Source organism: Umezawaea tangerina (genome assembly GCF_003002815.1).
In the GTDB taxonomy this organism is placed as follows: Bacteria; Actinomycetota; Actinomycetes; order Mycobacteriales; family Pseudonocardiaceae; genus Umezawaea; species Umezawaea tangerina.
Genome location: NZ_PVTF01000016.1, coordinates 132454 through 155976, shown reverse-complemented (window position 1 = coordinate 155976; position 23523 = coordinate 132454). Strand labels below are relative to the sequence as shown.

Below are 23523 nucleotides of genomic sequence, written 5' to 3'. Positions count from 1 at the left end.
GGGGTCGCCCTCCGGGCACCGTGACCGGGTCGGTGAGCCCCACGGGGTGACTACGCGGAGTGATCACAACCAGCCGCGGCGCATCGCCTGCACGCCCGCCTGGAACCGGGTCTGCGCGCCGGAGCGGTCCATCAGCTGCCGGACGCGGCGCTGCACCGTGCGCGGCGCCAGGCCCAGCTGCCGGGCGATGCTCTCGTCGGTCAGCCCGGCCGCGAGCAGCGCCAGCAGCTGCGGGTCGGCGACCTCGTCGGCCGCGCCGCCCGCCACCGACCGCGGTGTGAACGGGATCCCCCGGTCCCAGTACAGGTCGAACGTGGAGATCAGCACGTCGAGCAGCGCCGACGGCCTGATCAGCAGCACCTTGTCCACCACGCCGTCGGACGCGATCGGCAGCACGGCCACGCGGGCGTCGACCAGCCCCAGCTTGAACGGCAGCGTCGGCGTGACCCTGGCCCGCTCCCCCGCCGCCACCAGGTGCACGATCTCGGCCAGCCTGCCGGGCAGCTCGACGCTGGACCGGTCGTAGATGACCCGCCACTGGACCTGCCGGGCGCGCGTGTCGACCTCCAGGGCGACGTGGTCCTCCGGCGGCGAGACGTAGGGCGGCTGGTCCAGCACGCACACCTCGGTGCGGGCACCCGCGAGCAGCGTCACCCACAGGTCGCGCACCGCGCCCGCCCCGGTGACGACCTCGACCATCCCGCTGTCGTCCTGGTGCTGCTCGTCGCGGCCGCGCAGGTACAGCTCCATCAACGGCAGCGCCTCGGCCCGCGCGCGCCGGTGACCGTCCTCGCGCGCGGCGATGAGCATCTCCACGGCCAGGTCCGGCGCGACGGCCTGCCACACCGCCGGGTCGCCGGAGCGGCGCTGCACCAGACCCAGTGCCGCCAACGACTCCACGACCGGACCCGCGGCCAGGTCCGGCAGCTCGGCGGCGATCTCGTCGACGGTGCAGGTGCCGACCCGGACCAGCACCTCGTAGACCCTCGACTGCTCCGGCGTCACGCCCAGGTGTTCGAACACCGACGCATTGTTCACCACTGGACCATTCGGTCGCACCGGAGCGACCGTCCGGCGCAGTGGCCGTGGCGGGAACACGGCACTGGCGCGAACCTGCCCGTCCTGGGCCTGTGCCCGGCGGCAAGGCCCTGCCTACCTTCCAGCTCAGCTCCGCGGCCGCTTCGGAAACCCTGATCCCTCGGCGGCGAGCGGGGTCCCTGCAGTCGGAAGGAACACCGCAGTGAACGGATTGCGACGCACCGCCACGTGCGCCGCCGTCGTCACGGTGACGCTGCTCGGCGGCCTCACCACGACGGCGGTCGCGGCACCGGCGGCTCCGCCCGCCGCAGACCCGCAGGCCCAGCCGACCGCGACCGGGAACGCCCGACCGTACGACCGGCTGATCGTGGGCTACAAGGCCACCGCCGCCGAGGCCGGTTCGGACGACGCGGCGGCCGCGGACGCGAAGTCCAAGGGCGACAAGGCGGGCAAGGCCCTCAAGCTGGACCGCAGGCTCGCCACCGGTGCCGCGGTCGTCGACCTCGGCGGCCCGACCACCGCGGCCGGCGCCGCGAAGGCCATCGAGGAGTTCCGCGCCGACCCCGACGTCGCCTACGTCGAGCCCGACCTGCTGATGCAGCCGCTGGCCGACCCCGACGACACCGAGTACGCGAAGCAGTGGGACCTCTTCGAGGCCACCGCGGGCATGAACGTGCCCGGCGCGTGGACGGGCTCCACCGGCGCGGGCGTCACCGTCGCCGTGATCGACACCGGTTACGTGGCGCACTCCGACCTGGCGGGCAAGACCGTGCCGGGCTACGACTTCGTGTCCGACGCCGCCCGCGCCCGCGACGGCGGCGGCCGCGACAGCGACCCGTCGGACAACGGCGACTGGATGAAGCGCGGCGACTGCGGCGTGGACTCGCTCGGCCAGCCGGTCCCGTCCGCCGACCAGGGCTCCAGCTGGCACGGCACGCACGTGGCGGGCACGATCGCCGCGGCCACCAACAACGGCAAGGGTGTCGCGGGCATCGCCTACGACGCCAGGATCCAGCCGATCCGGGTGCTCGCGCAGTGCGGCGGCAGCACGTCCGACATCGCCGACGCCATCGTCTGGGCCTCCGGCGGCGCGGTGTCCGGCGTCCCGGCCAACCCGACGCCCGCCAAGGTCGTCAACATGAGCCTGGGCGGCCGGTCGGCGTGCTCGGCGACCTACCAGAACGCGATCGACACGGCCGTCGGGCGGGGTACGACCGTGGTGGTCGCGGCGGGCAACTCCAACGCCGACATCTCCGGGTTCACCCCCGCGAGCTGCAACAACGTCGTGGCGGTCGCCGCGAGCAGCCGCGAGGGCAACCGGGCCTTCTACTCGAACTTCGGGACGAAGGTCGACATCACCGCGCCGGGTGGGGAGACCCGCCGCGGCACGGTGTCCACGCCGGAGAACGGCATCCTGTCGACGCTGAACACCGGCGCGACCACGCCGGGCGGCGAGACCTACGCGCCCTACCAGGGCACCAGCATGGCCGCACCGCACATCGCCGGGCTGGCCGCGCTGGTCGTGGCCAAGAACGGCTCGCTGACGCCCGCCAGGGTCGAGGCGCTGATCAAGGACAACGCCCGGCCGCTCGCGGGCACCTGCACCGGTGGCTGCGGCGCGGGGCTGGCCGACGCGGCGAAGACCGTCGCGGCGGCGGGCGGCACCACGCCACCGGCCGGCGGGACGTTCCAGAACACGACCGACGTGCAGATCCCGGACAACGGCGCCGCGGTGACGTCGTCGATCACGGTCAGCGGGCGCACCGGCAACGCGCCGTCCGCGCTGAAGGTCGGCGTGGACGTCAAGCACACCTACCGCGGCGACCTCGTGATCGACCTGATCGCACCGGACGGCAGTTCCTACCGGCTCAAGGGTTCGGCCGACGACTCCGCTGACAACGTGACGACCACCTTCACCGTCAACGCCTCCAGCGAGGTCGCGAACGGCACGTGGAAACTGCGCGTCCAGGACGTCGCCGCCGCCGACACCGGCTACCTCGACTCCTGGAGCCTCGTGTTCTGACCTCCCCGGCCCCTCCCCTGTCGGGCCGGACACCGAGTCGGAGGAGCCCCGGACCTAACGCGGTCCGGGGCTCTTCCCGTTGTCCGGCAGGGGTTCCAGCACGGTGCGGTGGATGTGCCGGAAGATGATCGAGCTGCGGAACCCGACCACCTCCTTGCGCACGGCCAGCCGGTCGGCCAGGAACGCGTGCAGGTGGTCGATGTCGCGCACGCTCACGTGGATCAGGAAGTCGTCGCTGCCCGCGGTGACGAACACCGACATGACCTCCGGCAGCTCGCCGAGCGAGCGCTGGAACGCGTCGATGACGACCCGGCTCAACGGGCGGACCTGCGCCGAGACGATGGCCTGCACGCCGCGGTTGAGGCTCGGCAGGTCGATGTCGGCGTGGTAGCCCCGGATGACGCCGCGCTCGCGCAGCAGCCGGGTCCGCTCCAGGCACGTGGACGGCGCGATGCCGACCTTGCGGGCGATGTCGCGGTTGGACTGCCGAGCGTCCTCCTGGAGGTGGCGGACGATCGCCGAATCAAGTTCATCCACGGGCTGCTCCCACCTCGCTGCGCCGAACTTCGTTCGGGACCGCCCCCATCGGGCTGGGCTTCACCCTAACTTCTGGGACATGACCCGTTCATCGTCCAAGGAGAGCCCCTTGAAGTGGAATCACGAGGACCTGGTCGTGCGCCGCGGCCGCCGGTCCGGCGTCACCACGATGGTCGCCGTCCACTCGCGGGTGCTCGGTCCCGCGGTCGGCGGCTGCAGGATGAAGGCGTACCCGGACCTGGGCGCGGCGGTCGACGACGTGCTGCGGCTGTCGCGGGCGATGACGGACAAGTGCGCGGTGGCGGGCGTGCCGTTCGGCGGTGCCAAGAGCGTGATCGCACTGGAGGAGGGCACCGTCCTGACCCCGGAGCTGCGGCACGACGTGCTGCTCGACCACGCCGACCTGATCGACTCCTTCGACGGCTCCTACCTCGCGGGCCCGGACGTCGGGACCGGCCCGGAGGACATGCTGGTGCTGCGCGGGGTCACGCCGCACGCGTTCTGCCTGCCCGAGGCGCACGGCGGCACCGGCTCCTCCAGCGGCCCGACCGCCGTGGGCGTGCACGCGGCCATGGTCGCGGCGGCGGGCGCGGTGTTCGGCTCGACCGACCTCGCGCGCCGCCGGGTCGTGATCGCCGGGTTCGGCTCGGTGGGCACGCTCCTCGCGGCCTCGCTGGCCAAGGCGGGCGCGCGGGTCGTGGTGTCCGACGTCGACGGGAGCAGGCGCCGGGCCGCGGGCGAGCAGGGCCTGGAGTGGGTCGACCCGGACCGGGCGCTGTCCACGAGCGCGGACATCGTCGTCCCCGCCGCCGTCGGCGGGGTGCTGGACCCGGACTCCGTCGCGCGGCTGGACACCGCGCTGGTCGTCGGCCCGGCCAACAACCAGCTCACCGACGACTCGGTGGCCGCCGACCTGGCGGGCAGGGGCATCACCTGGGTGCCGGACTACGTGGCCAGCGCGGGCGGCATCGTCTACACGCTCGGCCGCGAGTTCGACGGCCTGTCCCACGACGCCGCGATCGAGCGGGTGAAGACGATCGGCGCGACCGTGGAGCAGATCCTCACGGCCGCGGCGGAGGCGGGCACGACCCCGCTGCACGAGGCCACCGAGCTGGCCGCGCGGCGCCTGGTCGGCTGAGGAAGTCCACGACCAGGCGGTCGAACTCGGCGGGGCGGTCCAGGTTCACCAGGTGGCCCGCGCCGGGGACCACCACCTTGCGCGCGGCGGGTGCCTCGCGGGCCACGAGGTCGGCGGCGCCGTGGATGTCGGAGGAGTCCAGGGCGCCGACGAGCAGCAGGGTCGGGGCGGCCAGCTCGGCGACGCGCCCGACCGCGCCGAACGGGGTCGAGGGCTTCGGCGCCGCGCGGTGCCGGACGAAGTTGTCCAGCACCACCTCGCGGCACCGCTCCCGCACGGCGGGGTCGACCTCGTCCGGGGACCGGTGCGGGCCGTCGACCCACGTCCGCAGCACGAGCTCGACCCGGCCGTCGACACCTCCCGCCGCGCCGAACCCGCCCATGTGCTCCAGGACGAACGGGTCGCGGAACACCATCCCGCTGATCCCCGACCCGACCAGCACCAGCCGGTCGACCAGGTCGGGGCGCGCGATGGCGAGGTCGAGCGCCGTGAGCCCGCCCAGCGACATGCCCACCAGCGACGCGCGCGGCACGTCGAGACCCGCGAGGAGCAGGCGCAGGTCCTCGTGGTGGGCGAACGGTCCCGTGGGCGTGGACGACCCGCCGTGGCCGCGGGCGTCGTAGCGGATGACGGTGTGGTCGCGGGCGAGCACGTCGGCCTGCGCGTCCCACATCGCACGGGACAGGTAGCCGCCGTGCAGCAGCACGACGGGGCTGCCGTCGCCGCGGACGTCGTAGGCCAGCTCGCCGCCGTCGACCGCGACCGTGCCGGTGATCACGGCGGCCGACCCTACCGGAGGGTGCGGCGGACACCGTCCGGATGGCACAGTCGTGGCGACCGCACCCGTCGCCATCAGGGGGATAGCCGCATGACCCGACCCGCCCGCCGTGACCCGAGCAAGCTCGTCGACGCCACCGGTTTCCGCGAGGACGTCCGGAGGGGGTGGGGCGCGGCCGACCGCGCCGTCCGGCTCCCCGAGGGCGCCGCCCGCGCCGCCGCCGACCACCGGGCCAGGCTCGCCGCGGCGCTGCCGGGGCGGCGGATCGCCGTCGCGTCCGGGTGGGCGCCGGTGCGGGCGAACGACAGCGACTACGGGTTCCGGCCGGACAGCGACTTCTCCTGGCTGACCGGCTGCTCGGCCGAGGGCGCGGTGCTGGTGATGCGCGACGGCGAGGCCGAGCTGTTCCTGCACGAGCCCGCCGGGCCGGAGGACCCCGACTTCTTCGCCAGCGCGCGCGACGGCGAGCTGTGGATCGGGCCGGTGCCCGGACTGGCCGACTGGTCCGCGGCGCTGGGCCTGCGCTGCCGTCCGATCGACCAGCTCGCGTCGGCGTTGCGCGGGCGGCTGCCCGAGGTGTTCTCCGCCCACGGCACGGACCCGCTGCTCGACGCGCTCGCGAGCGGCGCGAACACCGCCGAGCTGCGCTGGACGCTGGCAGAGCTGCGGCGGATCAAGGACGACTGGGAGGTGGGGCAGCTCCAGCGGGCCGTGGACGCCACCGCCGTCGGGTTCGCCGAGGTCGCGGCCGAGCTGCCCACCGCCGTGAAGGGCGGCGGCGAGCGCTGGCTGGAGGGCACGTTCGACCGCAGGGCGCGCACCAGCGGCAACGGGCCGGGGTACGCCTCGATCGTGGCTGCCGGTCCGCACGCGCCGGTGCTGCACTGGGTGCGCAACAACGGTCCGGTGCCCGAGGACGCCGTGCTGCTGCTGGACGCGGGCGTGGAGGTCGACACGCTCTACACCGCCGACATCACCCGCACGCTGCCGATCTCCGGCGAGTACAGCACCGAGCAGCGCCGGGTGTACGACCTGGTGGCCCGCGCGCAGGTCGACGCGCTGGCCGCCGTGCGGCCGGGCGCGGACTACCGGGCGTTCCACCACGCGGCGATGCGGGTGCTGGCCGAGGGCCTGCACGACTGGGGCCTGCTGTCGGTGTCGGTGGACGAGGCGCTGTCGCAGGACGGGCAGCAGCACCGCCGCTACATCGTGTGCGGCGTCGGCCACTTCCTCGGCCTGGACGTGCACGACTGCGCGAACTCCCGCGCCGAGGCCTACCACGACGGGCCGCTGGAGGTCGGGATGGCGCTGGCCGTGGAGCCCGGCCTGTACTTCCACCCCAACGACGAGACGGTGCCGCCGGAGCTGCGCGGCATCGGCGTCCGCATCGAGGACAACGTGGTCGTGCGCGAGGGTGGCGTCCAGGTGCTGTCCACCGCCCTGCCCACCGCGCCGGACGAGCTGGAGCGGTGGGTGCGCGCCCAGCAGCGCTGACCCTCAGCTGTAGAGCACGCCCAGGAACTCGACGAGCAGCCGTTCCCGCAGGCGCGGGCTCGCGGCGGCGAGCAGGGCGTTGACCGGGGCCATCCGCTCCGGCAGCGCGCTGTCGCCGCCGCCCAGCCCGGCCGCGGCGAGCAGTCCGGCGAACTCCTGCGGGGTCAGCGCGTCCGGGTCGAGAGCCCTGATCGCGGCCACGACCTCGGGCGCCACCGGGACGGGTCCGGCCTTCACGGCGGCGCGGACGGACTCGTCGAGGTCGGCCAGCAGTCCGGCCTCGGAGCCCGCGTTGGCGGCGGTGACGGTGAGGTGCAGGTTCGCGGGCGAGGTGCCGTGGGCGAACTGGGGCTGCACGTACCAGTTCCGGGCCTTCATCTCGTCGGCCACGGTGAACACGTCGAAGTCGTCGCGGTCCGCCGTGACGGCGACCAGCGTGGAGTCCGGCGAGCCGAGCACGCGCAGGCCGTCGATGCGCGCGATGCCGTCCAGGATCAGCCGCACCGCGCCGAGCGTCCGCTCGGCCAGCCCCAGGTAGCCCTCGTCGCCGAGGTGCCGGGTGACCGCCCAGGCCGCGGCCAGCGGCCCGCCCGAGCGGGTGGACTGGGTGGTGGGGTTGAGCATCGTGTAGCCGGGCCAGTCGGCGCTGGCGAAGTACTGCGGGCGCCGCAGGTCCGCCGACGCGTGCAGCAGCACCGACGTGCCCTTCGGGCAGTAGGCGTACTTGTGCAGGTCGACCGACATGCTGGTCACGCCCTCTACGGTGAGGTCGAACGGGGGCAGCTCGACGCCGAGCCTGCGGAAGTACGGCAGCACCCAGCCGCCGATGCAGGCGTCCACGTGGCACCGGACGCCCGCCGCGGCGGCGGCAGCGGCGATCTCGGTCACCGGGTCGACCACGCCGTGCGCGTAGGAGGGCGCGCTGGCCACCACGAGCACGGTGTCGTCGTCGATGGCGGCGGCCATCGCGGCCGGGTCGGCGCGGAACGTCTCCGGGTCGACCGGCACCATGACGGCCCGCACGCCGAAGTAGTGCGCGGCCTTGTGGAACGCCGCGTGCGCCGTGGCGGGCAGCACCATCGCCGGGCGGGCCACGTCGGGCCGGGAGTCGCGGGCGGCGACCACCGCCAGCAGGCACGACTCGGTGCCGCCGGAGGTCACCGTGCCGACGGTCGCGGCGGTGCCGCCGAGCAGCCCCGCGGCCATCCGCACGACGTCGTTCTCCAGCGTCAGCAGGCTGGGGAACGCGGTCGGGTCGAGCCCGTTGACCGACGACGCCAGCGCGTGCGCCGAGGCCGCCAGCTCGTCCAGGCCCGGCACGGCGCTGTCGTAGACGTAGGCGAGCGTGCGCCCGCCGTGCGTCGGCAGATCGCCGGAGCGCAACGCGCGCAGCTCGTCCAGCACCTCGTCGTTCACACGGGCTCCTCACGCTTGAGCAGGGGCAGGGCGACCACGGCCAGCACCGCCGGGATGGCCGTGAACCCGACCAGCGCAGCCAACACGGCCCCCGACGACTGCACAACCGCGCCGTCGGTGCTGGCTTCGTACCCGCCCAGGGCGAGCACCAGCCCGTACACGCCAGGACCGAGCGCCAGGCCGAACGTCTCCCCCGCCGTCCACACACCGGAGAACAGCCCGGCGCGCGAGGAGCCGCTGGCCCGCTCCTCGGCGGTGATCACGTCGGGCAGCATCGCCAGCGGGAACACCTGCATGCCCGCGTAGCCGACCCCGACGAACGCCATCAACCCGATCACCACGCCGACCGGCAGCACCCGCGCCGCGCCGAGACCGACCACCGCGACCGCGAACAGCAGCGACGCGGCGACGAGCCCGATCCGCTTGCCGTACCGGCCGCCGACCCGCTGCCACAGCGGCATGACCAGCAGCGCCGGTCCGACGAACCCGACGAACAGCACCGTCTGGTACTTCGAGTCGCCGAGCACGAGCCGGGCGAAGTAGTCGACGCCCGCGAGCATCGTGCCCAGCCCGACGGCCTGGACGACGAAGACGGTGAGCAGCAACCGGAACGGCTTGGACCCGCGCACCACGGCCCACAGCTCGCGCGGGCTCGCGGCCGTGGTGACCCTGGTCGACGCGGCGACCCCGGCCGTGCCCAGGTAGGTGACCAGCGTGCCGAGGAGGATGAGCACACCGACGGAGACGCCCATGACCGGGTAGCCCGTCAGGTCGCGGACGGCCGGGGCACCCGCGCCGCTGACCAGGATGGCCAGCGCCAGGACCGCCATCCGCCAGGCCATCAGGCGGGTGCGCTCGTCGTAGTCCTCGGTGATCTCGGCGAGCATCGCCACGTACGGGACCTGGAAGAACGCGTACGCCGTCGCGCACAGCAGGAACACCGCGGCCACGTACACCGCCGACCCGCCCGCGAACAGGGCGGCGAACAGCACGGCGACCGCGAGGCCACCGCCGAGCAGGAACGGCCTGCGCACCCCGGCCCGGTCGCTGATCCGGCCCGCGACGGGGTTGAACACCACGTCCCAGGCCTTCGGCAGGAGCACCAGCAGACCCGCGACGGCGGCCGGGACGGCGAGGCCGTCGGTCAGGTAGGGCAGCAGCAGCAACCCCGGAACCGTGCCGAACGCGCCGGTGACGAACGAGCCCATCGCGTATCCCGCGCGAACGCGGGTGGTGACCTGCCGCATAGGCAGGAGATCGTAAGGCCCGATCGCCCCACGACCGCGACACCGGCTTCGGTGGCGTCCTCGGCGGCGGGAAGAACAAGACTGTTTCTTCGCAGGTTGGCCGCGCACCCTTGGCGCTGCGATCACGAGGGGGTGTGCGGAGTTGACCGATCGGGAGATCGAGCTCGAACAGGAACACGTGACCGGGCTGTACGCGCGGGTGGACGCGCTGCGGGAACGGGCGCTGGCGGGGAGCGAGGACGCGGACGCCGCCGCCGTCCGGCGCGCCGAGGTGGAGCGGTTGGCCGCGGTGGAGCACGGGCTGTGCTTCGGACGGCTGGACATGGCCGACGGGCGTCGGGTCCACATCGGACGGATGGGCCTGTTCGAAGGCGACGAGGCGTTGCTGGTGGACTGGCGGGCGCCGGTCGCGAAACCGTTCTACACGGCCACCGCGGCGGTGCCGGAGGGCGTGCGGCGACGGCGGCACATCACCACGCGCGGCCGCGAGGTCGTGGCGCTGGACGACGAGCTGCTGGGGTCCGGCGGGGACGGGGACGTCCTGGTCGGCGAGGCGGCGCTGCTGGCGGCGGTGACCGCGGAGCGGACCGGGCGGATGCCGGACGTCGTGATGACGCTGCGGGCCGAGCAGGACCGGATCATCCGCGACGAGAACCGCGGCGTGCTGGTCGTGCAAGGGGGACCGGGGACCGGGAAGACCGCCGTGGCGCTGCACCGGGTCGCCTACCTGCTGTACCGGCACCAGCACCTGCGGGGTCGCGGCGTGCTGGTCGTGGGACCCAGCCGGGTGTTCCTGGAGTACATCGGGCAGGTGCTGCCGGGACTCGGCGAGAACAGCGTGGTCACGTCCACGGTGGTCGGGCTGCGGCCGGACCTGGTGGTCGACCGGGTGGACCCGCCGGAGGTCGCGGAGGCGAAGGGGCGGATCGGGATGGCCGCCCGGCTGGCCGCGGCGGTGCGGGAGCGGGTCGTCGTGCCCGACCACGCGGTGGCCGTGGAGTTCGAAGGGCAGGTGCTGGAGGTGACGCCCGCGGAGTGGGAGGCGGCGGTCGGGAAGGGGAAGGCGTCGGGGCTGCCGCACAACCAGGGGCGGTTGGTGTTCGAGCGGGAGGTGGTGGAGGTGCTCGCCGGGCGGTTGGTGGAGGGGATGGAGGGGGTGGTGCTGGACGACGGGGGTGAGGCGCTGGACGGGGGTGACGCGGATGGGCGGTTGAGCGCGGCGGATCTGAGGGGGTTGGCGGCGGCGGGGGTCGTGGTGGGGGAGGACTTGGGGCCTCGGGCGTTGCTGGATGAGGTGGATCGGGGGTTGTTGAGGGATTCGTTGTTGGCGGATGGGGGGTTGAGGGAGGTGTTGGAGGGGGTGTGGCCGGTGTTGTCGGCTGCGGAGGTGGTGGGGGGTGGGGGTGCTTGGAGTGGGGATTCGGGGAGCGAGGCTTCTTGGAGTGCGGCTGATGTGGCTTTGGTGGACGAGGTGGAGGCGTTGATCGGGGGTGGTCGGGTGGTGTTCGGGCATGTGGTGGTGGACGAGGCGCAGGAGTTGTCCGCGATGGAGTGGCGGATGGTGATGCGGCGGTGTCCCAGTCGGTTCATGACCGTGGTGGGGGATCTGGAGCAGACGGGGAGCGTGTCGGGGGCGTCGTCGTGGGGGGAGGTGTTGGGGCCGTTCGTGGGGAAGCGGTTCGAGGTGGCGGGGTTGAGCGTGAACTACCGGACGCCGGTGGAGGTGATGGAGGTGGCCGGGGCGGTGCTCGCTGCGCATCGGGAGGGGGTGGTGGTGCCTCGGTCGGTTCGGGTTGGTGGGGAGGTGCCTTGGCGGGTGTTGGTGGAGAGGGGGGAGGTGGTGGGTTGGGTGGGTCGGTTCGACGGGGCGGTTGTCGCTTCGGACGGGGTGGTGGAGGAGTTGTGTCGTGGGCTGCCGGGTCGGGTGGTGCTGACGGCTCGGGAGGCGAAGGGGTTGGAGTTCGACTCGGTGCTGGTGGTGGATCCGGTGGGGATTCTGGGTGGGCGTACTGGTGTGAGTGATTTGTACGTGGCGATGACTCGGGCTGTGCGGAGGTTGGGGGTGGTGTGTGTTGGGGAGGTGCCTGGGGAGTTGATGGGGATGGTGGAGTTCGGGGGGTGACGAAGCCCAGCCCCCGGGCGCGCAATTGTCTCAATGCCTCACCCCTGTTTGTCAAGACGGTGAAGCTGTCTTGACAAACAGGGGTGAGGCAGGAGGGCGCTGTGTATCGGGGGCGGGAGGGGATCTGGCTTCGCCAGCATCAGGCTGCGCCTGACTTCAGGGCATCGGCTGGCGCCGACAAGGCCCCAGGCGCTTCGCGCCGGATGCGCGCTGGCGGGCTGCGCCCAACTGCGGATCCTCGGCTGCGCGTCGGACAGGGCATCCTCGCTGCGCGTCGGACAGGGAAGGCATCCTCGCTGCGCGTCGGACAGGGAAGGCATCCTCGCTGCGCGTCGGACAAAGCAGGGGTGGGTAGGTGGGTGGGCTGCGTCCGGGGAAGTGGCCGGACGCAGCCCGGGTGGTTGGTTTTAGCTTTGGTAGGGGGCGGCGGCGGATTTTGCTGCTACTACGAAGGCACCCTTGTTCTTGGGCCAGAAGGTGCTGGAGACGCAGGAGTAGGCGGGGAAGAAGCCGCCGCAGGTGCCGCTGGAGGCGCCGACCTCGAAGGTGACGCTGGCTACGCCGAGGACGCCGTAGGTGTAGTCGTCGGTGGTGCCGGTGGTGTCGTAGCCGACGGTTTCGGCGTTGGTGCCGACGAGGTAGCCGTTGTAGGCGGCCATTTTCTTGCCGAAGGCGCGCATCTGGGCGTCGTTGGGGGCCTTGGTCTGGCTCCAGCCCCAGGGGATGATGATGTCGTTGCCGTAGCTGTGCAGGGTGATCATGGTGCCCCTGGCCGTGGTGGGGGCGGGGGCGGTGTCGGAGCTGTCGCGCTGGTCGGGGTAGATGGAGCTGAAGAGGCTTTCGAGGGCGGCGGTCTCGGGTTCGGACTTGGCGGCGGTGCCCTGGTAGGTCTCCGAGCAGGCGGAGTTGGAGTCGCCGCCCCACTTGAAGGACGAGTTGCGGTTCAGGTCGATGCCGATGTTGGTGCCGGAGCAGGAGCCCCTGGAGTTGTTGGCGTTCTTTCGTTGCAACCTGGGGCTGTTGCCGCCGGCCGCGACGAGGTCGACGCCGTCGGGGTTGGCGACGGGGACGACCCAGACCTCGGTGGTGTCGAGGATGGTGGTGGCGTCGGCGTCCGTGCCGTAACCGTCGACCAGGTAGTCGATCCAGCGGGAGGCGAGCTCGCCGGTGGAGAGCTCGCGGGCGTGGATCTGGGCGATGATGGAGAACCTGGGCTTGGTGGAGTTCGGGGTGCGGGCGCAGTCGCCCGCCTGCTTCTTGGTGATGCAGATGGCCTTGATGTCGTGGCCGGTGCTCAGGCCCTGGGTCTTGCGCCAGGAGTCGCCGATGTCGTACTGGGTGGTGAGGTCCGGGTGGGCGGAGGCGACGGAGTTGAGGTGGGCCTCCTGCTCGGCGGCGGTCTTGTAGCCGCCGTAGAACGAGGCCGTGCCGACGTCGGCCTTGCCGGGCGCGATGTCCTTGTACACGGTGTCGAAGCGGGTCGGCTTGAAGCCGGCCTGGCGCAGCCGGGTGGCCTCGGTGGTGTCGCCGATGACGAACGCGGCACCGTCCTCCGACTCGGCCACGTCGAAACCGGCATGGTCGAGCTGGTGTGCCTGGGCGGCCGAGGAGACCGGCACCCGCCAGACGTAGGGGACTCCCGCCGGGGCGGCCTGCGCCGTCGTGGGAACGACGAGCGCGGCCGCCACCAGCGCGGTGGTGAGCAGGGATTTCGGTCGCACAGGGAACACCTCTCGTGCGGGCCTGACCATGCAGGGGTAGTCAGGCGAACACGCTCAGTGTGCCCACCTGGCTCCCCGCCGCCACCCCTCGAACGGCTGATTCCCGCTATCGGGTGGTCCGAGTCCGGACAAACCGATCACCGCAGCCGCTCGGCGAGGACCGGACCGACGACGTCGAGCGCCACCGGGTCGGTCATCTCGCCGTGCGAGCAGTCGACGAGCCGGACTTCGAGGGAGCCCACGTGCGGCTCCCAGTCCGAGGGCGCGGGCGAGCCGGGGCCCTTGTCCGCGATGGCGCCGAAGAACAGCATCGCGCCGTCGTAGCGACCGCTGGCCACCGTGCTCATCAGGTTCACGTTCTGCGCGAACACCGTGACCAGCGCCTCCAGGGGCACACCGGGCACCGAAGGCTCGTGCCCGAGGGACCGGACCATCGCCTCCAGCGCCGCGGGGTCCTCCGGGACCAGCGGTGGCACCGACGGGTCGACGCGGGTCGGGTAGCCGTCCAGCACGGCGAGCAGCGACACCTCCTCGCCCTCGGCGCGCAGCCGTTCCGCGAGCAGGTGCGCCATCCCGCCGCCGAACGACCACCCGAGCAGCCGGTAGGGGCCCTCGGGCTGGACCTCCCGGATCCGCTCCAGGTAGTCCTTCACGACCTCGTCGGCCGAGGCACCGCGCGCGTCGGGCTCGGTGAGGCCGCGGGACTGCAACCCGTACACCGGGCAGTCCACGTGCCGCAGCAGACCGGAGTACACCCAGCTGATCCCGGCCGCCGGGTGCACGCAGAACAACGGCGAGCCGGAACCGTTGGCGCGCAACGGGAGCAGCACCGCGAGCGGGTCGCCCGCACCGCCGTCCAGCCGCGGCGCCAGCTCCACGACCGAGGGCGACTCGAACAGGTCGCGGATGCTCGGCTCCGCGCCGAGCACCGCCCTGATCCGCCCGATCAGCCGCACGGCCAGCAGCGAATGGCCGCCCAGGTCGAAGAACGAGCTGTCGATGTCCACTCCGGACACCCCCAGCACCTCCTCGTACAGGCCCAGCAGGGCTTCCTCGCGCGGGGTCCGCGCGGCGCGCCCGCCACCGGTGTGCTCCGGTGCGGGCAGCGCCGCGCGGTCGAGCTTGCCGTTGGGCGTCAACGGCAACGCGTCCAGCACGACGCAGGCCGACGGCACCAGGTGCTGCGGCAGGACGTCGGCCAGGCGCTTGCGCAGCAGCCCCGTGTCGACCCCTTCGCCCGAGGGGACGACGTAGGCGACCAGCTGCTGCCGGTCGGCGCGGACGGCGGCGGCGGCTTGCGCGACCTCCGGGCACGAGGTGAGGGCGGCCTCGACCTCGCCGAGCTCCACCCGGAACCCGCGCAGCTTCACCTGGTCGTCGACCCGTCCGAGGTACTCGAGCTCCCCGGACGGCAGCCACCGGACCAGGTCGCCGGTGCGGTACATCCGCTCCCCCGCGCCGAACGGCGAGGCCACGAACCGGGCGGCGGTCAGCCCCGGCCGGTCCAGGTAGCCCCGCGCCAGCCCGTCACCGGCGACGTGCAGCTCGCCGACGACCCCGACCGGCACCGGACGCAGCACCGCGTCCAGCACGTGCACCCGCGTGTTCCACGCGGGCCTCCCGATCGGCACGGCACCGGGCCGCACCGACTCCCCCGGCCGCACCACGGACCACGTGCAGCCGACGGTCGCCTCGGTGGGGCCGTACTCGTTGACGACGGTCGCGGTCGGGTGCCGCTCCCGCCACCGGTCGAGGACCTCGCCGAGGAGCTGTTCGCCGCCGACCACGAGGTCGCCGGTCGGCGAGAACCCGTCCGGCAGCTCCTCCAGCAGCGCCAGGTGGCTGGGGGTGGCCTTGAGCAGCCCGCAGGCGAAGTCGCCCGCGCCCTCCAGCGGCGTGACCCGCACCGTGCCGCCGACGGTCAGCGGCACGTGCACGGCGGTGACCGTCAGGTCGAACGCGATCGGCGAGTGGAACAGCGACTCGCCGCGCGCGCTCGGGTAGGTGTCGCCGGCCCAGGCCAGGTAGTCGACCACGGACGCGTGCGACACGACCACGCCCTTGGGCCTGCCGGTCGACCCGGACGTGTAGATCACGTAGGCCGGGTGCCCCGGCAGCAGCGGCGTGAGCCGGTCGGCGTCGGTGAGGTCGGTGTCGGGGCAGTCCGGGACCTCAACGGAGTCCAGCACCAGCACCGGGTCCGCGTCCGACAGCAGGTAGGCGATCCGGTCGGCCGGGTAGTCGACCTCCACCGGGACGTAGGCGGCGCCGGTCTTGAGCACCGCGAGCAGCGCGACGACCAGGTCGGCCGACCGCGGCAGCACCAGCGCCACCCGCCGCTCCGGTCCGGCGCCCGCCGCGACCAGCGACCGCGCCAGCCGGTTCGCCCGCGCGTTCAGCTCCGCGTAGGACAGCCGGGTGTCCCCGTCGACCACGGCGGTCGCGGCGGGGGTGCGGCGGACCTGCGCCTCGACCAGCTCCGGCACCGACAGCGCGGGCACGGGGTGGTCGGTGCGGTTCCACTCCACCAGGACCGACTCCCGCTCCCCCGGCAGCAGCACGTCCACCGCGCCGACCGGCAGGTCCGGGTCCGCCACGACCTGCGCGAGCACCGCGGCCAGCCGCGCCACCAGCGCCTCGGCCGTGCCGCGGTCGAAGAGGTCCGCGCGGTACTGCAGCACGCCCTCCAGCCCGTCCGGGGTCTCGCCGAGGCTGAGGTTCAGGTCGAACTTGCCCGCCCCGCCCTCCACCGGCTCCGCGGTCACCTCGACACCGGGGAACTCCAGCGACGCGCCGGCGTTGTTCTGCAGCACCAGCATCACCTGGAACAGCGGGTGCCGCGCCATCGACCTGGTCGGGTTGAGCGCTTCCACCAGCCGCTCGAACGGCACGTCCGCGTGCCCGAACGCGGACAGGTCGGTGTCGCGCACCCGGTCCAGCAGCGCCCGGAAGCTCGGGTCGCCGGAGGTGTCGGTGCGCAGCACCAGGGTGTTCACGAAGAACCCGACCACGTCGTCGAGCGCCTCGTCGGTGCGCCCGGCGACCGGTGTGCCGATCGGCAGGTCGTCACCGGCGCCCATCCTGGACAGCAGCACCGCCAGACCGGCCTGGAGCACCATGAACAGCGTCGTCCCGGTGGCGCGGGCCAGGTCCAGCAGCCCGGCGCGGGTAGTGGCGTCCCAGCGCACCGGCACGAGACCGGCGTCGGCGCCCGGTGTCGCGGGCCGCGGCCGGTCGACGGGCAGCGCCAGCTCCTCCGGCAGGTCGGCCAGGACCGAGGTCCAGTAGCCGACCTGGTCGTCCTCGGCGAGCAGGTCCCGTTGCCACAGCGCGTAGTCCACGTACCCGACGGGCAGCGGCGACCAGTCCGGCGCGACACCCCGGCGGCGGGCCTCGTAGGCGGTGCCGAGGTCGCCGAGCAGCGGGCCCAGCGACCAGCCGTCGCACGCGATGTGGTGCAGCACCAGCACGAGCACGTGCTCACGCCGCCCGACCTCCAGCACGGTGGCCCTGATCGGCAGCTCGGTGGCCAGGTCGAACTCGTACCAGGCCGCCGAGTCCACCGCGGCGGCCGAGTAGGAGGCCACCTCCAGCGGCACCATCCCGACCGGGTGCACGTGCTGGTAGGGCTCGTCGTCCACGACCGGGAACACCGTGCGGAGCGCCTCGTGCCGCGCCGACACGTCGTTGAGCGCGGCGCCGAGCGCGGCGATGTCCAGCTCCCCGCGCAGCCGCAGCGCGAACGGCACGTTGTAGGCGGACCTCTCGCCGAGCTCGGCCAGGAACCACAGCCGCTGCTGGGCGAACGAGAGCGGCGGCCGCTCGGGCCGCTCCACCGGACGCAGCGCGAGCCGTGCGCTCGGGCCGTCGAGCCGCGCGGCCAGCCGGGCCGGGGTCGGTGCCTCGAACACCGCGCGGATCGACACCTCGGCGTCGAACGCCGACCGCACCCGGCTGACCAGCCTGGTCGCCAGCAGGGAATGGCCGCCCAGCGCGAAGAAGCTGTCGTCCGCGCCGACCGCGGGCAGACCAAGCACCTCGGCGAACAGTCCGCAGAGGATCTCCTCGCGGACCGTGCGCGGCGCCCGGCCGCCCACCGCGGCGGCGAAGTCGGGTTCGGGCAGCGCGGCCCGGTCGAGCTTCCCGTTGGCGGTCAACGGCAACGCGTCGAGCACCAGCATGGCGGCGGGCACCAGGTGCGAGGGCAGCACCGACGCCAGGTGCTCGGTGAGCGCGCCAGGGTCGGTCGAGGCGACCGCGTAGGCGACGAGCTGCTTCTGCCCCGCGGAGTCCGGCCGCACGACGACCGCGGCGCGGGACACCGCCGGGTGCGCGGCCAGCACGGCCTCGACCTCGCCGGGCTCCACCCGGAACCCGCGGATCTTGACCTGGTCGTCGGCTCGGCCCACGAACTCCAGCACTCCCGCCGACGTCCAGCGGGCGAGGTCGCCGGTGCGGTAGAGCCGTTCCCCTGCACCGAAGGGCGAGGCCACGAACCGCTCCGCGCTCAGCCGCGGCCTGCCCAGGTACCCCTCGGCCAGCCCGATGCCGCCCACGTACACCTCGCCGACCACACCGGGCGGCACCAGCCGCAGCCGGCCGTCCAGCACGTGCACGGAGGTGTTGCCCAGCGGGGTGCCGATCGGGACCACGGCGGTGTCGGCGGCGGTGACCTCGTGCGCGGTGGCGAACACCATGCTCTCCACCGGCCCGTACCCGTGCACCAGCCGCAGGTCCGGGAAGTCCGCGCGGGCCCGCACCACGTGCGCGACCGACGGCGCGTCCCCGCCGGTCAGCACCTGGCGGACCCGGCCGAAGACCGAGGGGTGCAGGTCGACCATCACCGCGAACAGCCCGGCGGACAGCCACAGCGTGGTGATTCCGTGCCGCTCGACCAGCCGCTCGACCTCGGCCGGGTCGGGGGTCTGCCCCGGCGCCAGCACGCACGTGCCGCCGTGCAGCAGCGCGCCGAACAGCTCCAGCACCGCCGCGTCCCAGGACACCGGCGCGCACTGGAGGAACACCTCGTCGCGTCCGAAGTGGACGTACGACTGGCCGAAGAACGTCCGCACCACCGAGCGGTGCGACCCCATGGCGCCCTTGGGGACGCCGGTCGAGCCGGACGTGTAGAGCACGCAGGCGATCCCGCGCGGGTCGACGTCCAGGACCGGGTCGTACGGGCTGCGCGCCGACACGTCCGGGACCGCCGTGACGACCCGGTGCGCACCGGCCTCCTCCAGCACGGCCCTGATCCGCTCGGCCGGGTGCGACGGGTCCAGCGGCAGGTACCCGGCGCCGGTCTTGAGCACGGCCAGCAGCGCGACCACGAAGTCGGGTCCGCGCTCCACGCACACGCCGACCAGCTCGTCGCGGCGGACGCCGTCGGCGATCAGCTCGTGCGCGAAGCGGTTGGCCCGCGCGTTCAGCTCGGCGTAGGTGACGCTCTCGTCGCCGAAGACCAGCGCGACCGCGTGCGGCGTGCGGCGGGCGTGCTCCTCGACGAGCTCGTGCACGCACCAGTCCGGGATGGCGGCCCCGGTGTCGGCCAGCAGCCGTTCGCGTTCGCCGGGCAGCAGCACGTCCACGGTGCCGACGGGCGCGTCCGGCGCGGCGGCGACCTGGTCCAGCACCAGGGCGAAGCGGGCGGCGAGCCGTTCGGCGGTGCCGTGGTCGAACAGGTCGGTGGAGTACTCCAGCACCCCCTCGATCCCGGTGGCGCGCTCCTTCAGGTTCACCGTCAGGTCGAACCGCGAGGAGTGCGCGCCGACCGGCTCCACGTCGGCGTCGGTGCCGGGGAAGCTGACGTCGCCGTCGGAGTTGTTCTGCAGCACCAGCATCACCTGGAACAGCGGGTGCCGCGCCATCGACCTGGTCGGGTTGAGCGCTTCCACCAGCCGCTCGAACGGCACGTCCGCGTTGCCGAACGCGGTCAGGTCCAGCTCGCGCACCCGTGCCAGCAGCTCGCGGAAGGTCGGGTCGCCGGAGACGTCGGTGCGCAGCACCACCGTGTTGACGAAGAACCCGATCAGCTCGTCGAGCGCCTCGTCGGTGCGGCCCGCGACGGCCGTGCCGAGCGGGATGTCGTCCCCCGCCCCGAGCTCGGCCAGCAGCACCGCCACCGCGGCCTGGAGCACCATGAACGTCGTGGCGCCGGTGTCGCGGGCCAGCTCCGCCAACGCGTCCCCGGTCGCGGCGGACACCCGGACCGGCACCAGCCCGCACCCACCGGACGACTCCGCGGACCGCGGCCGGTCGGCGGGCAGCGCCAGCTCGTCGGGCAGGTCGGCCAGGACCCGCGTCCAGTGGCCGAGCTGCCGGGAGACCGCGCTGTCCGGGTCGTCCTCCTCGCCGAGCACCTCCAGCTGCCACAGGGTGTAGTCGGCGTACTGGACGGGCAGCGGCTCCCAGTCCGGTGCCCGCCCGTGCCGCCGGGCGTCGTAGGCCTCGGCGAGCCCGGCCAGCAGCAGCCCCATCGACCAGCCGTCGCTGGCGATGTGGTGCACCACCACCAGCAGCACCCGCTCCTCGGGCCCGACCTCGAAGAGCCACGTCCGCAGCGGCAGGTCGACGGCGAGGTCGAACGGCAGCGCCGCCGCGGCCCGCACCGCCTCCGCCGAGTAGGGCTCGACCCGCAGCTCCGGGGCGGTGTCGAGGACCCGCTGCTCCGGTACCCCGTTCACGTCGGGGAACACCGTGCGGAGCACCTCGTGCCTGGCCGCCACGTCGGCCACCGCCGTCCGGAGCGCGCCGACGTCCACGGCGCCGCGCAGCCGGAGGGTGAACGGCACGTGGTAGGCGGATCCGGTCTCGAACCGGCTGAGGAACCACAGCCGTCGTTGCGCGTGGGACAGCGGAACCATGATCTCCTCCTACCTCGCCCTGCGGCGCAGCGCCGGACGGGCCTTGGCCGCGCCGCCGACGCGTTCGGCGAGCCCGGCGACGGTGGGCGCCTCGAAGATCGCCCGGATGGACAGCTCCACGCCCAGTGCCGTGCGCACGCGGCTGATCAGCCGGGTGGCGAGCAGCGAGTGGCCGCCCAGGTCGAAGAAGCTGTCGTCGATGCCGACCTCCTGCAGCCCCAGCACCTCCGCGTACAGTCCGCAGAGGACTTCCTCCTGCGGGGTGCGCGGCTTGCGGCCGGTGACCGCCGCCGCGAAGTCCGGCGCTGGCAGCGCCCGCTTGTCGAGCTTCCCGTTGGGTGTCAGCGGAAGCGCGTCCAGCACCACGAACGCGGACGGGATCATGTGCTCGGGCAGCAGCCCGGTCAGGTGGTCGCGCAGGTCGCCGGACTCCACCTCGCCGACGACGTAGGCGACGAGCCGCTGGTCGCCGGGCCGGTCCTCGCGCACCAGCACGGCCGCCTGGCCGACGGCGTCGTGCCGCATCAGCGCGGCCTCGATCTCGCCCGGCTCGACCCGGAACCCGCGCACCTTGACCTGGTCGTCGACCCGGCCGATGTACTCCAGCACGCCCTGCGCGGTCCACCGGACGAGGTCACCGGTGCGGTAGAGGCGTTCGCCGCCGCCGAACGGGGACGCGACGAACCGCTCCGCGGTCAGGCCGGGACGGCCCACGTACCCCTGCGCCAGGCCGATACCGCCGACGTAGAGCTCACCGACGACGCCGACCGGGGTCAGCCCGAGCGAGCGGTCCAGCACGTAGGCGCGCTTGTTGCCGATGGGCTTGCCGATCGGGATCGAGTGCCGGTCCAGGTCCGGCTCGACGACCTCGTGCACGGTGGTGAAGCCCATGCTCTCGGCCGGGCCGTAGCCGTTGATCACGCGGATGCCGGGGAACTCGCGCAGCGCCTTGGCGACGTGCGCGACCGAGGCCGCCTCGCCGCCGGTCATGGCCTGCCGGACGACCTTGAACACGTCCGGGTACTCGTCGAGCATGAAGTTGAACAGGCTCGCGGACATCTGCAGCGCGGTGACGTCGTGCTTGGCCACCAGGGCGGCCATCACCGACGGCTCCGGGTTCTGCCCGGCCTGCAACACCGTGGTGCCGCCGTGCAGCAGCGGCCCGAAGACCTCCAGCGCGAACGCGTCCCAGGAGACCGGCGAGCACTGGAGGAACACCTCGTCCGGTCCGAAGTGGAGGTACTCCTGGCCGAGGTAGGTGCCGACGAGGCCGCGGTGCGAGGTGGCCACGCCCTTGGGCTTGCCGGTGGAGCCGGAGGTGAACATGACGCAGGCGACGGTGTCCGGGTGGCCGAGGCCCTCCAGGTCGCCAGCGGACTCGCGGCCGATCAGCGCGCCGTCCAGGTCGGTCCGCACGCAGTCCACGGGCGCGCCCTCGAGCCGGTTCGCCAGGCCGCGGCGGGTGACCACGGTCCGCACGCCCGCGTCGGTGAGCACGCCGGTGAGCCGGTCGGCCGGGAACTTGGGGTCCAGCATGGTGTAGCCGGCACCGGCCTTGAGCACCGCGAGCAGCGCGGCGACCAGCTCGGGGCCGCGGTCGAGGTAGACGCCGACGAGGTCGCCGGGGCGCACCCCGCGCCGCACCAGGTGGTGCGCCAGCTGGTTCGCGGCCGCGTTCAGCTCGCCGTAGCCGATCTCGGCGCCCTCGTGGACCACCGCGATCGAGTCCGGCGTGCGGTGGGCCTGCTCCTCGAACAGCTCGTGCAGGCACCGGTCGGCCGGGATGTCGACGTCCGTGCTGTTCCACGTCACGCCCAGGACGCGGCGCTCGTCGTCGTCGAGCACGTCGATCAGGCCGACGCGGGAGTCGGGGTCGCGCACGGCCTGGGTGAGCACCCGGACCAGCCGGGTGGCGAGCGCGGCGATCGTGGAGCGGTCGAACAGGTCGGTGGCGTACTCGATCGCGCCGCCGATGCCCGCCGAGGTCTCCTCGAAGCCGAACATCAGGTCGAACTTCGACGAGCCGGTGCGCACGATCTCCGGGCTCACCGCGAGGCCGGGGAACTCCAGCGCGGCCTTGCTGTTGTTCTGCAGCACCAGCATCACCTGGAACAGCGGGTGCCGCGCCAGCGAGCGGGCCGGGTTGATGGCCTCGACGAGCCGTTCGAACGGGATCTCCTGGTGGGCGTAGGCCGCCAGGTCCGTCTCGCGGACCCGTGCCAGCAGGTCGTTGAACGTGGGGTTGCCCGAGACGTCGGTGCGCAGCACCACCGTGTTGACGAAGAACCCGACCAGGTCGTCGAGCGCCTCGTCGGTGCGGCCCGCCACGACCGAGCCGACCGGCACGTCGTCCCCGGCGCCGAGCCTGGTCAGCAGGGCCGCGACACCGGCCTGCAGCACCATGAACAGCGTCGTGCCCGACGAGCGGGCCAGCTCGGTCAGCGCGGTGTGCAGCTCGGGGTCGACGCGGAACCCGTGGACCTCGCCGCGGTTGCTGGTGGCGCTGGGCCGCGGCCGGTCCACCGGCAGCGCCAGCTCGCCCGGAATCCCCTCCAGGGCACCGGTCCAGTACTTGAGCTGCGCGGCCAGCAGGCTCTCCGGGTCGTCCGCGTCGCCCAGCAGCTCCTGCTGCCACAACGTGTAGTCGGCGTACTCCACCGGCAGCGGCTCCCACACCGGCCGGTCGTCGGCGCAGCGCGACTGGTAGGCGATGCCGAGGTCGCGCAGGAACGGGCCCATCGACCAGCCGTCGCTCGCGATGTGGTGCACCACCACCAGGAGCACGTGCTCGTCGGCGCCGACGCCGAACAGCCACGCCCGGATCGGCAGGTCGACGGCGAGGTCGAAGTGGTGGCCGGTGAACCCGGTCAGCGCGTCGGCCAGTCCCGACTCGTCCAGCTCGACCACGGTCAGCTCGGGTGACGCCTCGCCGGGCTCCAGGATCCGTTGGTACGGCTCGTCGTCGGCGACCGGGAACACCGTGCGCAGCGCCTCGTGGCGCGCGACGACGTCGGCCAGCGCGACCCGCAGGGCCTCGCGGTTGAGCGCGCCCCGCAACCGGACCGCGAACGGCACGTTGTAGGCGACACCCTCCCCGAGCTGACCGAGGAACCACAACCGGCGCTGGGCGAAGGACAGGGGGATCACAG

12 protein-coding genes are annotated in these 23523 nt (G+C 73.3%); 4 read left to right on the top strand and 8 right to left on the bottom strand.

Going from position 1 to position 23523, the window contains the following annotated elements:
• Positions 1 to 63: 63 nt before the first annotated feature.
• Complete coding sequence (locus tag CLV43_RS39860) at positions 64 to 1023, bottom strand: helix-turn-helix domain-containing protein (protein ID WP_170156221.1); 960 nt, start codon at positions 1021 to 1023, stop codon at positions 64 to 66.
• A gap of 217 nt (positions 1024 to 1240) precedes the next feature.
• Between CLV43_RS39860 and CLV43_RS39855 the strand changes: the two genes are divergently transcribed.
• The gene (locus CLV43_RS39855; RefSeq protein ID WP_211304782.1) at positions 1241 to 3061 is read left to right on the top strand and encodes a S8 family peptidase; all 1821 of its coding nucleotides are present in this window, start codon (positions 1241 to 1243) and stop codon (positions 3059 to 3061) included.
• A gap of 54 nt (positions 3062 to 3115) precedes the next feature.
• Here CLV43_RS39855 and CLV43_RS39850 read toward each other — a convergent pair whose 3' ends face one another.
• Positions 3116 to 3598 (bottom strand): Lrp/AsnC family transcriptional regulator, encoded by a 483-nt coding sequence (locus tag CLV43_RS39850; protein WP_106194708.1) that lies wholly within the window; start codon positions 3596 to 3598, stop codon positions 3116 to 3118.
• 109 nt (positions 3599 to 3707) lie between these two features.
• Between CLV43_RS39850 and CLV43_RS39845 the strand changes: the two genes are divergently transcribed.
• Positions 3708 to 4736: a Glu/Leu/Phe/Val dehydrogenase dimerization domain-containing protein gene (locus CLV43_RS39845; protein ID WP_245887345.1), complete on the top strand. Its 1029-nt coding sequence runs from the start codon at positions 3708 to 3710 to the stop codon at positions 4734 to 4736.
• Here the strand turns inward: CLV43_RS39845 and CLV43_RS39840 are convergent.
• Positions 4660 to 5514, bottom strand: a complete 855-nt coding sequence (locus tag CLV43_RS39840; RefSeq protein ID WP_106194702.1) for an alpha/beta fold hydrolase — start codon at positions 5512 to 5514, stop codon at positions 4660 to 4662. The genes CLV43_RS39845 and CLV43_RS39840 overlap by 77 nt on opposite strands.
• Positions 5515 to 5604: 90 nt before the next feature.
• Between CLV43_RS39840 and CLV43_RS39835 the strand changes: the two genes are divergently transcribed.
• Positions 5605 to 7008 (top strand): aminopeptidase P family protein, encoded by a 1404-nt coding sequence (locus CLV43_RS39835; protein ID WP_106194699.1) that lies wholly within the window; start codon positions 5605 to 5607, stop codon positions 7006 to 7008.
• Positions 7009 to 7011: 3 nt separating this feature from the next.
• Here CLV43_RS39835 and CLV43_RS39830 read toward each other — a convergent pair whose 3' ends face one another.
• Positions 7012 to 8424, bottom strand: coding sequence for a pyridoxal phosphate-dependent decarboxylase family protein (locus CLV43_RS39830; RefSeq protein WP_106194696.1), 1413 nt, complete (start codon positions 8422 to 8424; stop codon positions 7012 to 7014).
• The gene (locus tag CLV43_RS39825) at positions 8421 to 9671 is read right to left on the bottom strand and encodes an MFS transporter (RefSeq protein WP_106194693.1); all 1251 of its coding nucleotides are present in this window, start codon (positions 9669 to 9671) and stop codon (positions 8421 to 8423) included. The genes CLV43_RS39830 and CLV43_RS39825 overlap by 4 nt, the downstream gene beginning before the upstream one ends.
• Before the next feature lie 142 nt (positions 9672 to 9813).
• Between CLV43_RS39825 and CLV43_RS39820 the strand changes: the two genes are divergently transcribed.
• Positions 9814 to 11793: a HelD family protein gene (locus CLV43_RS39820; RefSeq protein ID WP_106194691.1), complete on the top strand. Its 1980-nt coding sequence runs from the start codon at positions 9814 to 9816 to the stop codon at positions 11791 to 11793.
• A gap of 407 nt (positions 11794 to 12200) precedes the next feature.
• Here the strand turns inward: CLV43_RS39820 and CLV43_RS39815 are convergent, their stop codons facing one another.
• The 3 genes from CLV43_RS39815 to CLV43_RS48965 form a co-directional block, all read right to left on the bottom strand.
• Complete coding sequence (locus CLV43_RS39815; protein ID WP_245887342.1) at positions 12201 to 13514, bottom strand: M14 family zinc carboxypeptidase; 1314 nt, start codon at positions 13512 to 13514, stop codon at positions 12201 to 12203.
• A gap of 137 nt (positions 13515 to 13651) precedes the next feature.
• The gene (locus CLV43_RS48970) at positions 13652 to 20374 is read right to left on the bottom strand and encodes an amino acid adenylation domain-containing protein (protein WP_211304781.1); all 6723 of its coding nucleotides are present in this window, start codon (positions 20372 to 20374) and stop codon (positions 13652 to 13654) included.
• A 9-nt stretch (positions 20375 to 20383) separates the two neighbouring features.
• Positions 20384 to 23521, bottom strand: coding sequence for a non-ribosomal peptide synthetase (locus CLV43_RS48965; RefSeq protein ID WP_211304780.1), 3138 nt, complete (start codon positions 23519 to 23521; stop codon positions 20384 to 20386).
• Between the last annotated feature and the right edge of the window lie 2 nt (positions 23522 to 23523).